The sequence below is a fragment of the Mesorhizobium sp. Cs1321R2N1 genome, assembly GCF_037179725.1.
GTDB lineage: Bacteria > Pseudomonadota > Alphaproteobacteria > Rhizobiales > Rhizobiaceae > Mesorhizobium > Mesorhizobium salmacidum.
Genome location: NZ_JAPYKP010000151.1, coordinates 1 through 15,447, shown reverse-complemented (window position 1 = coordinate 15,447; position 15,447 = coordinate 1). Strand labels below are relative to the sequence as shown.

Sequence of the window (15,447 nt, the reverse complement as noted above, 5' to 3'; positions counted from 1 at the left end):
TGCGATCCCGAGGCACAGCCGCAGGCGACGCTTTCTCCAAATTGCGGCATGCCGGTATGCGTAATCAACTGCCTCCTTCGCGCGAGACGAAGGCGCATGTGGTAGCGGCTGGCGAACACCAGACGTGGCGCTCGAACAATCGCTCGATCGACGGAGCGAGCACGCTGCGGACGATGTCGTGCAGCGAAAGCGTGATCCTCGATATGCTACTCGATTGCTGATGATCTCGGACACGTGTAGCTGGCGCCCGCAAAATTCGGACTCCGCCGACGACTGCCCAAAGGAAAAATTCCGTCATTATACGTTCCCGGCCCCACACGCGCGCCTTGTGGTCCCCCGGAGCAATGTATACCGAATAGGAGAGTTGTCAATTGGAGGGTGGATTGATTATGGCGTCTCGACTCGAACGCGGGAGCCAAAACAGCCAGTGGGGCAAGGGGACGATATTCGCAATCCGCTGGCGGCCATGCCCGTTGACTCGGAGGAATGTATACTGAATAAAGGGCGGTGCCGCTGAGACTGCGGACCGAGGCTGCCAGATGACACCTGGCGAATCGCGCTTGAAATGGGGAGTGCCTGTGGCCTGTGGCGCTCGCTGCTCTCCGAGTTCAGTTTTGCCTATGAGATCCTCGATGATAGAGACCACGAGTTCCAACGAAATGAATGGCGCGGAGAGTTTGGTGCACACCTTACTCCGGTCAGGGGTTGACACTTGCTTCGCCAATCCGGGCACTAGCGAAATGCATTTCGTGGGCGCGCTGGACAAGATTCCTGGAATGCACTGCGTTCTTGGCCTCCAGGAGAATATTGTCACCGGGATGGCAGACGGGTTTTATCGCATCGCACGCAGACCAGCATGCACTTTGCTCCATTGTGGCCCCGGTTTGGCAAACGGGTTAGGCAACCTACACAACGCACGCCGAGCCAGGGCTGGAATTGTGAACATCGTGGGCGATCAAGCTAGTTTTCATCGACCTCTCGATGCACCGCTAACTTCCGACATCGAAAGCATGGCGCGTACTGTTTCTCATTGGGTGCGAACGTGCACCGATGTTGCGGAGATCGGCCGGAATGCAACGGCCGCCGTTCAAGCCGCCAACGCATTGTCAGGCCAGATCGCCACGTTGATCGTTCCGGCGGACGCGTCATGGAATCTCGGAGGCGCGATAGCGGAGCCGCTTCGAGCCCCCCCCGCACCGCCAATCGACCCTCTCGCCGTCGAAAATGCAGCACGTGCGCTGCGCTCAAACAAAAACGTCCTCATACTCTTAGCCGATCGAGCGACACTTGCCCCTTCCCAAGCGCTAGCGTGGCGGGTCGCCAATGCGACAGGGGCGAGCTTGCTCGCGAGCTATACGAACGGGCATATGGCCCGCGGCCGCGGAAACCTGCAGCTAGAGCGTGTTGCGTATGGAACCGACGCGGCAACCAAACAATTAAGCCGCTTTGAGGAACTTATCCTGGTGAACGCAAAGCCGCCGATTGGCTTCTTCGCCTATCCAGGTAAACCTTCGACACAGTATGCCTCGAATGCGCAAATCCATGTTCTGTCGCGGCCTGACCAGGATCCAGTTGCCGCGCTACAGGCTCTCGTCGACGAGTTACAGGCTCCCGAGGCGGCGATCCCCGATCCGGGGGCACGTCCGAACGTGGTAACCGGTACGCCGACGCAAGCGGGCTTGGCACTAACGTTAGCCGCGTTAATGCCAGAAAACTCGATCGTGTCCAACGAAAGCATTTCGTTCGGGCGTGACTTCTATAAATTCACTCATGCCGCGCCCGCCCACGACTGGTTGAACTTAAGCGGCGGCGCGATTGGGGACGGCTTGCCGGTTGCCACCGGAGCAGCGATTGCGGCAGAGGGGCGTCGACGAGTCATTAGCCTCCAGGCCGACGGGTCTGCGATGTACTCGCTACAGTCGCTATGGACGCAAGCTCGCGAACGGCTACCTTGTACAACCATTCTTCTGAACAATAGGCGGTACAACATTCTCATAGGCGAGTACAAGAATGTTGGCGCGATTCCCGGGCCAACCGCAATGGGCATGCTGGCCTTGTCCAACCCGGATCTCAACTGGGTAAAGCTTGCCAACGGACTGGGAGTTGAAGCCGCCCATGCGGCTTCCCTGGAACAATGTGCTGATCTCCTCACTCAAAGTTTTAGGCAAGAATCTCCATTCCTAATTGACCTCTCTATTGGCTGAGCCGAAAGGCTCCTCGAAGACCATCCAGAGGAGAATCGATGCACGAACGATCGTCGCTCAGTAAGTTGTTCCCTTCCGCACACCTTCGCCTTGACCCAGACCCGTCACCTATCCTGGCGTTCTGCCTATCCAAATTGCAGGCGAACCTCGGCGGTATTGGCAGGAGATGACTGGCTCCAGGTCGTTCACTTCTTCTCCTCATTACTAAATGGAATAGATTTTTGAGGAGACCTCGATGCCAAGCAGCCCCAAACGATTTTTTTGTCCCTCGCAGATCACTTAAGTAGCCGCAGTTTGGCGCCACTTTGCTCAGCGTCTCAATGAAGGATCCGATCAATCGTGAATGCCCTAGAAAAAGATCTCCCCGATGCCTTTCTGCAGATAGTTCACCCCGACGAGATTAGGTCACTCTTCTCGACCGCCATGTCGAATATGTACCGCACCGAGGTCCCGCAGTATGGCGCGCTGGTGGAACTGGTAAGCGAGATCAACGCTGCAACGCTGGCAAATGACCCGGAACTCGAGCAGGCATTGCGACGAAACGGTGAACTGGACCAGCTCGGTGTCGAACGGCACGGCGCTATTCGCCTCGGGACAACCGAGGAGCTGTTCAATATCCGTCGCGTCTTTGCAGTACTTGGCATGCATCCGGTGGGCTACTATGACCTGTCGGTGGCGGGGGTGCCGGTCCACTCAACCGCTTTTCGCCCAGTCGAGGATGAGGCGCTACGCCGAAACCCGTTCCGCGTCTTTACTTCGCTGCTCCGTCTCGATCTGATCGAGGACCACGCAATCCGTGAAGAAGCTGCGCGCGTCTTGTCGGAGCGCCAAATTTTCACTTCTCGAGCGCTAGAGCTTGTCGAAGTCTTTGAGAACGAAGGCGGCCTAGATCGGACCCAAGCCGATGAGTTCGTGCGCGAAGTCCTGGACACATTCCGCTGGCACGGTGACGCAAACGTAACCCTTGCCACCTACAACAAGCTTCACGATGCGCACCGGTTGATCGCCGACGTGGTAAGCTTCCGCGGCCCGCACATTAATCACCTGACGCCCCGCACCTTAGACATCGATGCCGTGCAGGTGGCGATGCCGAAACACGGCATCACTCCTAAGGCGGTGATTGAAGGCCCGCCGCGTCGCAACTGTCCGATCCTGATTCGGCAGACCAGCTTCAAGGCCCTCAAGGAGCGGATCGAATTCAGGGCCGCGAACGCCGGCTCAGTCGAAGGCACGCACACGGCCCGCTTCGGCGAAATCGAACAACGCGGCGTGGCGCTCACCCCGAAGGGACGCGCGCTCTACGACGAGCTGCTGGCTTCGGCTCGCCGCAACATTCAAGTTGACGCGGCAGGCGCCTATGCCGGAAATTACGAACGCGAACTCGCGGCACGGTTTGAGGACTTCCCTGATCGCTGGAGTGAACTGCGTGACCAAGGACTCGCTTATTTCCGATATTCGCCCACGCCGGAAGGTCTTGCCGCCATGGGGCAGGAGGAGGCCCTCCATTCATTGGACGACCTTCTTGGTCGCGGCTACCTCCGCTTCGACCCCATCACCTATCAAGATTTTTTGCCCGTCAGTGCTGCAGGCATTTTCCAGTCGAATCTCGGCATGAACGAGACGCAAAACTATGCCGAACGCTCCAATCGCGAAGCCTTCGAAAAGGCACTAGGGGCGAAGGTCGCCAACGAGCTTGACCTTTACGCTGCAGCGCAACAAAATTCAATCACTGGCGCATTGGCGCAACTGAGTAGTGGCAGGCAAACTCCATAATGAAAAGCCGGGCGGACCGGGCAGGGAAAAGGCCGAAGCCCTGCGATCCTTACAGCCATTGATGGACTCCTGCTGCGGTCGCGATCTAACCTCAACGCACGACCGGCGCGCAGCGGATAGGGATGTCCGGAACTCCGGAACTCGGCCCTTGCCGTTTGCTGCGCCTCGAAGGCGGTAGTGTGCTGAGAGTTCTGTAAATTCGGTGAGAGAGCGGTCATGGCAGGCTGGTGATGCTTCAACGCCACCTGATTCCCGCGAAGGAACGCCACCGTGACCAAGACAGAAGGTAAATCCGCCAGCGCTGCGGTCAAAAACATTATGCTATCGAACCCGGATGATTGCACGAAGTGATCTGAGCGGTGATGCAGGAGGTGCTCGAGGACGAGGTGCTGGGTGCTTCGAAGAGCGAACTCACGCCGGAGTGGCTGGGCTATCGCTCGGGCTAGTACGCTTCTCCACCGAGCTGTTCGAACGCTACCAGCGCTCCGAGCGCGCCCTTCTGGAATGGGACCTCAGGATCGCGCCGGGTGCGTTCACAACATCTGGCTATCAACCTTCGCCGTGCCACGCAGACCTTGTCTCGCCGCACAAAATCGCTAGCAGCCAGCCTTTCTCGCTCCTGCTCACGTGGCTCAGGCAGCTTTTGTGGCATCTCATCGCGGGTCCCTCAAAACCAGCCGAAACCGCTCGCGGCTTCATTGTTCACGATCGATTGATTCAGTTCATTCCTTTCGGGGGAGGCTCAGCGGAAGTCCTCACGCGTCGATACCGTAGCCATATTCGGCTGCTGCCACGAGTATCACGTGCCAGATGCTTTCCGCGAAGCTGGCAAACGTGAGGATATTGAAGACAGCACTGGCATCAGCTGCATCGCTCTCACGCCAAACATTGACAGCCGTGTGATCGATTGAAGTCGCCGCAGCTGCCCCAATCGGAAATGTCTCGGGGTGAAGATCAAGTGATGAGACCTTGGCCAGGACATCGCGGACGCGCGGACCCGAGAGCTGAATCAGGCAGCGGCCGTCCGACTGGTCGGATACCGAGGCGGCACTGCCCAAAGCGGACCGAACGGCATCGACCGGCCGGTGATCGGTCTGCGTAAGCGCGAGAAACTGATCCGCGCCGGACCACAACAGGGTGATATCTTTGCCGAAAGTCACGGCGGGACGATCTGGCGGTTGGACGCCGTAGAAGCGATTCGCAGCCGCGGCAGTTTCTGCCCAGCGGCCGCGACAGGCCATAATCTGAAGCAGGCCGTACCCGCTGCGCTCCGAAAGGCGTACGCCCGGCTCGGGCGTCGCCGCGCCGAACGTGCCCCGCACGAGTCCGTGACGCAGGGGAGATGTTGCGGTCCAGTCGAAATCATCCACGCTGTCGTCCTCCCTCCGGATCGTAGAAGACGGAGCTGCAGATTTCCATCTCAAAGTCATCGCCGCGAAGGGGATCGTACGCCCGAACAACCTCGCCTTGACGCTCCCGGCCGCGTGCGACGAGGCCCAGCCCGATCCACTGGCCCAGCACCGGCGAGAAGCAGGCCGAGGTGACATAGCCCTGGTCTGTCTCCGGGCCCGGCACTGCGCCCTTCGGTACGATATGGGCGCCGGACCGCAGTCGCTGCGATCGCTCGAGGGGCTTCAGGCCGACAACGACCTGCCGGTCCGGCGCCACAAGCGCCTCACGTCCGGCCATGACGCGGCCGATATAGTCCTTCTTCCTCGACATCATTTTGCCAAGTCCGAGATCGGCGGCCGTGGTCGTGCCATTGAGTTCCGGACCGGCGACATGGCCCTTTTCAATACGCATCACGCTTAGCGCCTCGGTGCCGTAGGGCGTGACGCCGAATGGCTCACCTGCGATCATGAGGTTACGAGAGAGTGCCTCCCCGCAACGCGCCGGCACCGCGATTTCAAAGGCGAGTTCGCCAGAAAATGAGATGCGAAAGAGCCTTGCCCGCATGCCGCCGCGCAGCGTCACCTCACGGACTGCCATGAAAGGGAAACCTTCGTTGGACAGTTCTTCCGCCGGATCGATCAGCGCCCTGAGCAGGTCTCGGGTCTTTGGTCCGGCGATCGAGAACTGCGCCCACTGGTCGGTGGCGGTAGCGAGTTGGACGTCAAGTTGCGGCCAAATGACCTGACGGCAGAACTCTAGATGCTGCAGCACCGGCCCCGCCTTGGCGGTAGTGGTGGTGACGAAATAGTGGTCATCGGCGAGCCGCGAAGTCGTGCCGTCGTCCATGACGATGCCGTCCTCGCGCAGCATAATGCCGTACCGGGCCTTGCCGACCTCCAGTGTCGAGAAGGTATTAATGTAGACCCGGTCCAGGAATTTGCCGGCGTCCGGCCCGATCACGTCGATTTTGCCGAGGGTCGAGACGTCGCAGAAACCGACGCCGTCGCGGACCGCCAGCACCTCGCGGTTAACCGACTGCAGCCAATCCGTCTGGTCCGCCAGCGGGAACCACTGGACACGCTTCCAGAGGCCGACATCGACGAACACGGCGCCGCGCTCGGCGGCCCAGTAGTGGGAGGGGGTGAGCCGAGTCGCATGAAAATGCTTTCCGCGATGGCGCCCGGCAAATGCCCCAATCGCGACCGGCACATAGGGCGGGCGGTAGATGGTGGTGCCGGTAGCGGCGATTGAGCGGCCGCTCGCCTCGGCCATTACGGCGAGGCCAGCGACGCTGGAGGTTTTGCCCTGATCCGTCGCCATGCCGAGTGTGGTGTAGCGCTTCAGATGTTCGACCGATTGGAAGCCCTCGCGGTGGGCGAGATCAATGTCGGCGGCTGTGACGTCATGCTGGAAATCGACGAATGCCTTGCCTTTGCCGCGAACATGCCAGAGCGGCGCAATCGAGAAATGCTCTTCCGCCGCCGCCGGCGCTTCGCCCGTGGCACGGCCATGCCCGCAATCCGCCGCGGCAGCCGCGCCGGTGGCGTGGCCGGTCTTCAGGCACAAGCCCAGCGCAAGATCCCCATTGACTGCTCCCGCCACCGTCATGCCTGGCGGGCAGGAGCCTGGAACGAAGGCTGCAATGTCATCTCGCCATATCGGTTTGCCGCGATGAAAGCAGGACAGGCCAACGGCGGGGTTCCAGCCGCCGGAGATCGCCAGCAGGTCTACCTCGATCCGTTCCTCGCCGCCGTTTCTCAGAGCCACGGAAATCGTGCGAAGACCGGCAGCCCCTCCCCTCACGGCGATCACATGGCCGTTGAGGAGCCGGACGCCGGCCTTGGCCGCAAGAGCGCGCTGGTTGTCCGGGACCTGCGGGCGCGCATCCACGATGCAAGCTGCCTGGATGCCGTCGCGCAACGCAGCTTCCACCGTCCGCCATCCATCATCGTTGTTCGTGAACACAGCGAGGTGCCGCCCCGGGACGGCGGCGAATCGCGTCAGGTAAGTTCGCACGGCCGAAGCCATCATCACCCCCGGCCGGTCATTGCCGGGCAAGACGATCGACCGTTCGATCGCGCCCGCTGCCAAAACGCAACGCCGGGCAGCGATGCGCCAGAGTCGTTGCCGGACCAGATGGGCGCGTTTTGTCGGGAGATGGTCGCTCACCCTTTCCAATGCGCCATACACGCCGCCATCATAGACGCCGAAAACGCTGGTCCGGGTCATTAGTCTGACGTTCGGCATAGCCGCCAACTCGGTAGTTGTTCGGGCGAGCCAATCCTGCGCCGCCAGACCGTCAATCTCACCGCCATCTGAAAGCAGCCTGCCGCCGGGCTGTGTGTCCTCCTCACACAGGATCACACGTGCTCCGGCCCTGCCGGAGGCCAGCGCTGCCGCCAGACCGGCTGGACCGCTCCCCACCACCAGGACGTCGCAATGCGCCCAGACCTTGTCGTACTCGTCGGGATCGGGGAGCCCGCTGGCCCGGCCCAGGCCAGCGGCGCGGCGGATTGCCGGCTCGTACAGCCGTTCCCAGAATTTCGCCGGCCACATGAAGGTCTTATAGTAGAAACCGGCGACCAAGATTGGTGACAGAAGGGAATTCACCGCCATTACGTCGAAGCGCAGCGACGGCCAGCGATTCTGGCTTGTTGCCTCCAGGCCGTCGTAAAGCTCGACCGTGGTGGCCCGAGTGTTCGGCTCGCGACGTGCTTCGCTGCGAAGCTCGACCAGCGCGTTGGGTTCTTCCGAGCCGGCGGTCAGGATGCCGCGCGGGCGGTGGTATTTGAACGAGCGACCGACCAGCTTCACCCCGTTGGCGACAAGCGCGGAGGCGAGCGTATCGCCCGCGAAGCCGGTCATCTGCTTGCCGTCAAAGGTGAACCTGCAGGGTTGCGTCCGGTCGATTAGTCCTCCACACGCCAGGCGATGCGTCTGCCCCGCGGTCTCAGCGGTAGCACCGGCACGTTGCGCGGGGGCAACCCGTTCCAGCCGGCCGGTTCGTGCAGTATCCGCCATCATGCGTCTCCTGCTCGCGTTACCTGCTTCGCGCCGATACCAGGCGAGGCGCGGACCGATTTGAATTCGTGGCTCACGGTATCGCGCGCCGCCAGCAGCCAGGAGCGGCAGCCGCCGCCGTGGTACCAATATTCCTGAATCTCGCCCGCAAGATTGTCCCGCAGATAGACGTAATCGTAGAACGCCTTCTGCGGGGGGAGGCCGTCCAGCTCTTCTGGGGAAAATGCCGGCCGCTTTGGCGTGGCATCGCCCAGATAAGTGAACTCGACCGAGTCACGCGGACCGCAGAAGGGACATGAGATGAGCATGGCGGGCCGGTCCTCAGTGCAAGTTCGGTTGGGCGCCTTGGCCCTTCTCGTCGATCATGGCACCGCGCCGGAACCGGTCGAGTCGGAAGCGGGCGGCTTCCGGATGCGGCTCGTCCCGCGCGAGCAGATGGGCGAAGGTAAGACCTGAAGCGGGCGTCGCCTTGAAGCCGCCGTAACACCAGCCGCCATTGAAAAAGAGACCATCCACTGGCGTCCGGTCGATAATCGGGGAGCCATCCATCGACATGTCCATGATGCCGCCCCACTGGCGCATGAGACGCACGCGTCCGATCATCGGTATCAGCGCCATGCCGCCCTCGCAGACATCCTCCATAACCGGCATGTTTCCGCGCTGGGCATAGGAATTGTAGCCGTCAAGGTTGCCGCCGAAGACCAGGCCCCCCTTGTCGGACTGGCTGATGTAGAAGTGGCCGGCGCCGAAGGAGATGACACCCGGAATGAGCGGCTTGATCGCTTCCGAGACGAAGGCCTGCAACACGTGGCTTTCGATCGGCAGGCGAAGCCCGGCCATGGCTGCCACCCGTGACGAGTTGCCGGCGACGGCCATGCCAACCTTGCCAGCACCGATCGTCCCGCGGGTCGTCTCGACCCCGGCGACCCGACCATTCTTTTGGACCAAGCCGGTCACCTCGCAGTTCTGGATGATGTCGACGCCGAGCTTATCGGCGGCGCGAGCGTATCCCCACACGACGGCGTCGTGCCGGGCAGTGCCGGCCCGTCGCTGCAGCAGTCCGCCGGTTATGGGAAACCGGGCGTCGTCGAAATTCAGGAAGGGCAGCATTCGCCGGACCCCCGCCGCATCGAGGAGTTCAGCATCAACGCCGTTGATGCGCATGCCGTTGCCGCGCCGCGCGAAAGCATCGCGCTGCGCGTCGGAATGGCACAGATTGATGATGCCGCGCTGGCTCACCATCGTGTTGTAGTTGAGGTCCTGCTCCATCCGCTCCCACAGCTTCATGGAAAGCTCGTAGAAGCCCATATTGCCAGGCAGCAGGTAGTTGGAGCGGATGATCGTGGTGTTGCGACCAGCATTGCCGGACCCGATCCAGCCCTTTTCGAGGACCGCGACATTGCGGATGTCGAATTCGTGCGCGAGGTAGTAGGCGGTAGCTAGACCGTGTCCGCCGCCGCCGATGATGACGACGTCGTAGTGCTTCTTCGGTTCAGGATCCCGCCAAGCACGCGTCCAGCCCTGATGGCCGGAGAAAGCGGCTTTGGCGAGCGAGAAGATAGAGTACTTCATACTTTGCAGTCCGGCGCCATTCTCAGGTGAGATTTGTCTCGGCCCCTCCGGCCGGTCGGTAGAGAGGACAAAATGATCCGTCGATCAGGGACTCCTTTTCTGATGGCTTGTGGAACAGCCGCGCGAGCGAGCCGCCCCCGCGCAATCCTTTGTATGCCAAAATGTTCTGAACGGCGGTAGGAAGGTAAACCATTGGGCCGAGCAGTTGAGCTTCTCGGCGGTGAGCAGCGCCGCTGCCACAGCTCTTCCGCGGACGACTTTGGTCTCGCTTCTGTTTCTTGCACGGGTAACATGAGCTCCGATGAGGCCTGATGATCGCGGATCGAACCCGTCCAAACAACCTCAATAAGAATTTCGCTCTGCGTAACTTAGCATTACGCACCACCTGTTTCCTCAGGCGACGTGCCCTGGGAGACTGCGACGTCCCCGGACGTAAGCTCTCTGAGTAGCCAATCTTTGAATTCTCTTACGGATTGAGAGGGAGTGGCACCATCCGGCTGGCACAAGAAATAGCTACCCTGCTGTACTCTTGGCGCTTCGAGAACCGGAACCAGAATTCCGGCAGCAAGAAACTGTTCCATCAGCGGGGGGCCAAGCAGCCCCACGCCCTGCCCGTCCAGCACCGCCTGCACAAAATTCACGAAGGAGTCATAGGTACTCATTGCCGTTGGCGGTCCGCCCGACACTCCAACGTGATGGAAATAGGCACCCCAGCTTGAGGTCGGGTCGACCGCGACCTCGTATTCCAGGAGTGGAACGTGGCGTAGGTCCGCTAGGGATTTGAACGGCCCGTGCGTTGCAAGGAAGGCTCTGCTGCAAAGCGGACTTACCCAGTTCGGCTGCAACAAAGTGCTCACCGTTCCGGGCCATGATCCGGACCCGTACCGTATCGCGACATCCACGTCCGATGCCACCAAGTTGATGATTTCCTGGGCAACCAGCAGACGAAAATTCACATTAGGCCTTATGCGCTTGTACTTTCCAATAACCGGCATCAGCCAGTAGGTAGAGACACCCGCGGTCGTTGATATGCTGATGAGGTTGTCGGTGCTGGCGTTCGTCAGCGTATCAATTTCGTCGAAGATGGATTGAAAGGCGCCGGAAATCACGTGGGAAAGCCGCTTACCGGACCGCGTCAGTTCCACGTGGCTTTGCCCGCGCACGAAAAGATCAAAGCCAAGCTGAAGTTCAAGCTGCCTTACCTGCCGGGACACCGCGACACGGCTCACATTCAGTTCCCTGCCCGCTTCCGTTAAGCTGCTGCTTCGCGCCGCGGCCTCGAAGGCGAGTAGCGCTCTTGGTGAAGGGAAATATCGAAGTTTGCGAGCCAAGTCTTAATCTCCGAAAGACGCTAACCTCGGAGCGTAACACCAGATTACGCGCAGCGCCACTTCTTTTGAGTTGGAGACCACGACTGGCTATGCAACTGTTGTCGTGAGCTAGGGCATTTTTGGCCACTTGCGCGTCGACAAGAAAACACTAAGTGCCGAGACCTAGCAAAAAATTATTTACGACGGCCGTGCGGAGGCTCTGATGGCTGTGCAGTCAAAGGTCTGCAACCCTGAGGCCTTCGACAGGCTTGCGTGCGGAATCGGAGTCGCTGACGCGAGCTTTGCGGTTCGGGAACGAACGATTTTTTGCGTGATGGAGTTACCCAGCTCATGGAAATCCACACGTATCCGGCACATCACCCCGCCGATTGAAACAACCGCTGGACAGGTCATCGTGGCGGGAGGGGATGCAAATCACCCTGCAAGCCGCGACATTGCGACTGAGTTACGCTTTCCCAAGTTTGCTTACTACGCTAAAGGGTTCGCCACCTATCGAGACGTTGCGATTGGCCTTGCCGATAAACACTTCGAGTACGCTGCCATGGCTTCAAACAACCCATCGCGGTTTTCGGCAGACCTATGAACGCGCCCCTCTCGACGAACGGCAGCACGCCCTCGGCTGACCCGGATGAGCGTCGGCATGTAGACGGTTCGCGTGAAGAAGAAGGCTTCCGCGTGGCGATACTGCTCCTTCCGGGCTTTTCCCAGCTTAGCCTGTCGTCTTTCCTCGTTCCGCTTAGACTTGCGAATTCGGTTGCTGGGTATCGATTCTTCGAATGGTCAGTAAGCACTCCAGATGGCAAGCCAGTGGAGTGCGCGTGCGGGATCTCCGTGTCTGCCAACCATGCTTTTTCGAAGATAATATCCGCGATCAGTTCAGTAACCCGGCCCCACATGGTCGTCCTCTGCGCCGGCGAACAGGTCGAAAACCAAGCTTCCGCGCCTCTGCTTAACCTGCTGCGTCTCTGCCGGCGGGACAGGGTATCTATGGCGGCTCTCGGAACAGCGACGTGGCTTCTCGCAGAAGGCGGTATGCTGAACGACGCCCCGTGCACTATCCACTGGGGAAAGATGCCGGCCCTAACAGAGACGTTCAGTCGTCTCAACGTCATGAACAACCTGTTCGTCAGGACCGGTGACCTTGTTACCTGCGCGGGCGAATTCGCGTCATTCCATCTCGCGATGGAACTCGTGTCCAATCGCCTCGGGAAGGGAACAGCATCTGCGGTATGCCACCACACCACCGCGCTGCGGTGGCGCTCAGGTTCGGATAAGCAATGGTCGGCGAGCTCCGAGTTTGCGGGCGTCAGCAGGACTATGTCCGAGATCATTAGCCTGATGGAGCAGCACATCGAGGATCCGCTTTCGCTGTACGATCTCGCGCGATGCGTCGGCTGCTCGCGGCGTCAGATCGAGCGATTGTTCGACCGCTACGTCTCGTGTTCACCAAGGCGCTACTACATGCATCTTCGTCTCGAGCGGGCCAAGCAGTTGGTCGAGCATACGAGCCTGCAGCAAGTGGAGATAGCGGTGGCATGCGGCTTTGCCACCGCGTCCCGTTTCTCCAAGTGCTTCCGGAATGCGTTCGGACGGAGCCCGACTGAACATCGCGTATGCTCTGTCGCGCCGACGCGGGTGCGTCCGGCCTGAGACTTCATTCGACGAGGCGGCAATCATACGAAGATAGTGTCCACTCATTCCTAGATGGAACCTCCTGATGCTGGTTCATGGGAGACCGCCCACCGACACGCGTCAATTCGCGCGGGCTCCCGGCATAGCAGCAGTAGGATAAGGCGGCACAATCTGCGACATCGATCACGTCAAGATCATGACATGGCCTGGAACGGCGGATCAACGCACCGCGCGAGGACAGGGAATGGCGGGCTTTCGACCTCGGCGCCTGTCTTCGATCAGATCGTGCCGGTCGCCGCGGTAATACTCAATGCCGATCATCTCCAGGAACTTCTTGACCGTGTAGTAGACGCCTTCGGACTCTTCAGTATCGAGGATCTCATATGCGAGATCACAGAGCATTGGGCATGGACGTCCAATGTGTGCAGGGCGGCGCACGATAGGCTGAGCGCTAGATCGGCTCCGCAGTTTCGGGTTCATTGCCTTGCATAAGGGCCACCTCCGTCGGTGTTTATCCGGTCAAATCGGAGGCGCGACAATCGCCCTTGGACGGTGAACTGTTCCATGGGTTGTCCCGCAGTCTTTCAGTGGTGCAGCCATAACGATGCAGCCATGCAGGCTGCGGTTGCCCACTCTTCTTGCCGCACCCTAAGAGCCAGAACTGATCTACCTGGGAGCTTTGCGATAGGAATGACCGCTTTGGAAGCTATGGTTTCGACCGTTCCGGCGCAACTTCTTATTACGCCTCGGGTGATATTTTTTGAGTTGGCAACTTGCCATTTCCTGCGAGTATCGGCGCCTTGGGTTCGTGGACTCATCGGGCCCCAATAACCGGGTGATCGCCAAGCTACCTTTACGAGCCAGCAGCTAAAGGGGCCCTGTACTCGAGAGCCCTCTCAAAATTCGAGCGAAAACACCATAATGGCAATATATTTTCACCGGGATGAAGCAACCAGCGACTTGTGGCTCCGCGGCAAGATTGAAGCAGCTGCCCTGGACGTCTTTCGCGAGGAACCTCTGCCGGTCGATGATCCTTTTTGGTCCCATCGGAAAGTCAGCGTCACGCCCATGCGGAGGCACCGTCGAACGAGCGGTCGGCGGCCCAGTTCATCGCCGCCCAAATTCGCCGTGTGACCGACGGACGAGAACCTGGGCCGATCGTCGATCGCACACCGCGGATACTGAAAAATGCCAATCGCCAAATTAGTTCCAAAGTACACCGACAGTAATGGCTGGTGGGAGACTCTGCCTCAGGCTGCGGCCCCCCGCGTTTTGTCAAGTCAGATCCGCGTTCAGACCGCAATCATCGGGGGTGGCATCTGCGGCGTCGCGACAGCGAACCGGCTCGCGGAGCTGCGCCCCTCGGACGAGTTCTGCTTGATCGAAGCCGAGCGCATCGGCAACGGAGCTTCTGGGCGCAACGCTGGCTTTATGCTTAATCTGCACTCCCACGGATCTCCGAAGAGGATCGACATCTTACGTCGCAACATGAGGCTGTGGGAAGCAGGCTTAGCCAGCCTGCGCCGCAAGGTAGAGACCTGGCAAATACAATGCGATTGGAGCGACGACGGACGTTTCTATGGTGCTGCCGGCCCGGACGGCGAAAAGCACATTGACGAGATTGCCGAGACGCTCGATGAGCTTGGCCATGACTATTCCTGGTTCAACCAAAACGCGATGCATGAGCGCATTGGGACCGAGTTCTATTCGCGCGGGCTGCATGCAACAGGAAATGCACTCGTCAACCCGGCGGCCTTGATGCGGGGGCTTGCGCGCAACCTTCCGCGTAATGTCGACATCTACGAGAGCACTCCCGTCATCGGATTTGAACGCGAAGGCAACGCTTTTCGCATTCGCACGGCCCAAGGCACTGTCTTGGCAGACCGCGTTGTACTTGCCGCTGGCGCATTCCTACGTCAGTTCGGGATTGCGGTGGACAAATTTGTCCCGACAGGGACCTATGCAAGTTTGACCGCCCCTCTGAGTGACCGGACCCTCGCGAATCTGGGAACGGGACAGGAATTCGGTCTCCTTGGCGCTTCGGCATACGGAGCCACGATTCGCTTGACCCGTGACAACCGACTTTTCGTGCGAAATCTGTTCAATTTCGTTCCTGGCGCACCTTTGGGCGCAGCGCGCGTGGCACAGATCGCGGAGCTGCATCGCAAGGCGATGGCCGCTCGATGGCCGGCCTTGGCTAAAGAACCATTCGAACACAGCTGGGGCGGCGTCATGGCCTTTACTTGGAACAACGGAGCCATTTTCGGAGAATACCAGCCCAGCCTGTTTGCGATCCTTACAAACGATGTATCGCCTATGACCCGCGGCGAAGCCGCGGGCGGATTGCTTGCGGAATATATGGAGAACTTGGACAGTGACCTTCTATCGGTTCAGCTTTCGATCCCCGACGCCCAAAGACTGCCTCCGCGCCCATTGTTGGATGTGGGCGTAGCTTTGAAAAGAGCCTACTTGCACTATGTTGCGGGGGGCGAATTCTGAAAGCTGTGTTGTCACCCGTCCTG

At 59.9% G+C, this 15,447-nt stretch carries 13 protein-coding genes and 1 pseudogene; 8 read left to right on the top strand and 6 right to left on the bottom strand.

From position 1 onward, the window contains the following. From O7A61_RS26950 to O7A61_RS26935, 4 genes and pseudogenes are all read left to right on the top strand, one after another. Positions 1–221, top strand: a 221-nt coding sequence (locus tag O7A61_RS26950; RefSeq protein ID WP_337132387.1) for a hypothetical protein, incomplete at its 5' end; no start/stop codon positions are given. 411 nt (positions 222–632) lie between these two features. Further along, positions 633–2,204, top strand: a complete 1,572-nt coding sequence (locus O7A61_RS26945; RefSeq protein ID WP_337132386.1) for an acetolactate synthase large subunit — start codon at positions 633–635, stop codon at positions 2,202–2,204. 339 nt (positions 2,205–2,543) lie between these two features. Further along, complete coding sequence (hglS, locus tag O7A61_RS26940; protein WP_337132385.1) at positions 2,544–3,977, top strand: 2-oxoadipate dioxygenase/decarboxylase HglS; 1,434 nt, start codon at positions 2,544–2,546, stop codon at positions 3,975–3,977. 270 nt (positions 3,978–4,247) lie between these two features. After that, positions 4,248–4,479: pseudogene (locus tag O7A61_RS26935) on the top strand (IS256 family transposase); the annotation flags it as partial. 253 nt (positions 4,480–4,732) lie between these two features. On the opposite strand, the gene O7A61_RS26930 reads toward O7A61_RS26935, so the two are convergent. The 5 genes from O7A61_RS26930 to O7A61_RS26910 form a co-directional block, all read right to left on the bottom strand. After that, positions 4,733–5,347: a sarcosine oxidase subunit gamma gene (locus O7A61_RS26930; RefSeq protein ID WP_337132384.1), complete on the bottom strand. Its 615-nt coding sequence runs from the start codon at positions 5,345–5,347 to the stop codon at positions 4,733–4,735. Continuing rightward, positions 5,340–8,390 carry a sarcosine oxidase subunit alpha family protein gene (locus O7A61_RS26925; RefSeq protein WP_337132383.1) on the bottom strand — a complete coding sequence of 1,017 codons (3,051 nt, stop codon included), beginning with the start codon at positions 8,388–8,390 and terminating at the stop codon, positions 5,340–5,342. The genes O7A61_RS26930 and O7A61_RS26925 overlap by 8 nt, the downstream gene beginning before the upstream one ends. Next, positions 8,390–8,698 carry a sarcosine oxidase subunit delta gene (locus O7A61_RS26920; RefSeq protein WP_337132382.1) on the bottom strand — a complete coding sequence of 103 codons (309 nt, stop codon included), beginning with the start codon at positions 8,696–8,698 and terminating at the stop codon, positions 8,390–8,392. Before O7A61_RS26920 ends, O7A61_RS26925 begins: the two co-directional genes overlap by 1 nt. A gap of 13 nt (positions 8,699–8,711) precedes the next feature. Beyond that, the gene (locus O7A61_RS26915) at positions 8,712–9,962 is read right to left on the bottom strand and encodes a sarcosine oxidase subunit beta family protein (protein WP_337132381.1); all 1,251 of its coding nucleotides are present in this window, start codon (positions 9,960–9,962) and stop codon (positions 8,712–8,714) included. Between the two features lie 374 nt (positions 9,963–10,336). Further along, positions 10,337–11,293, bottom strand: a complete 957-nt coding sequence (locus tag O7A61_RS26910) for a LysR substrate-binding domain-containing protein (RefSeq protein WP_337132380.1) — start codon at positions 11,291–11,293, stop codon at positions 10,337–10,339. A 202-nt stretch (positions 11,294–11,495) separates the two neighbouring features. Between O7A61_RS26910 and O7A61_RS26905 the strand changes: the two genes are divergently transcribed. Beyond that, positions 11,496–11,876 (top strand): hypothetical protein, encoded by a 381-nt coding sequence (locus O7A61_RS26905; RefSeq protein ID WP_337132379.1) that lies wholly within the window; start codon positions 11,496–11,498, stop codon positions 11,874–11,876. Further along, positions 11,873–12,943 carry a GlxA family transcriptional regulator gene (locus O7A61_RS26900; RefSeq protein ID WP_337132378.1) on the top strand — a complete coding sequence of 357 codons (1,071 nt, stop codon included), beginning with the start codon at positions 11,873–11,875 and terminating at the stop codon, positions 12,941–12,943. Before O7A61_RS26905 ends, O7A61_RS26900 begins: the two co-directional genes overlap by 4 nt. Positions 12,944–13,144: 201 nt before the next feature. Here the strand turns inward: O7A61_RS26900 and O7A61_RS26895 are convergent, their stop codons facing one another. Next, positions 13,145–13,327 (bottom strand): hypothetical protein, encoded by a 183-nt coding sequence (locus O7A61_RS26895; RefSeq protein ID WP_337132377.1) that lies wholly within the window; start codon positions 13,325–13,327, stop codon positions 13,145–13,147. A gap of 519 nt (positions 13,328–13,846) precedes the next feature. Between O7A61_RS26895 and O7A61_RS32660 the strand changes: the two genes are divergently transcribed. Both O7A61_RS32660 and O7A61_RS26890 read left to right on the top strand, forming a co-directional pair. Further along, on the top strand, positions 13,847–14,059 hold the full coding sequence (locus O7A61_RS32660; protein WP_442921122.1) for an NAD(P)-dependent oxidoreductase: 213 nt from the start codon (positions 13,847–13,849) through the stop codon (positions 14,057–14,059). A 54-nt stretch (positions 14,060–14,113) separates the two neighbouring features. Then, positions 14,114–15,424, top strand: coding sequence for an NAD(P)/FAD-dependent oxidoreductase (locus O7A61_RS26890; protein WP_337132376.1), 1,311 nt, complete (start codon positions 14,114–14,116; stop codon positions 15,422–15,424). Positions 15,425–15,447 lie beyond the last annotated feature (23 nt).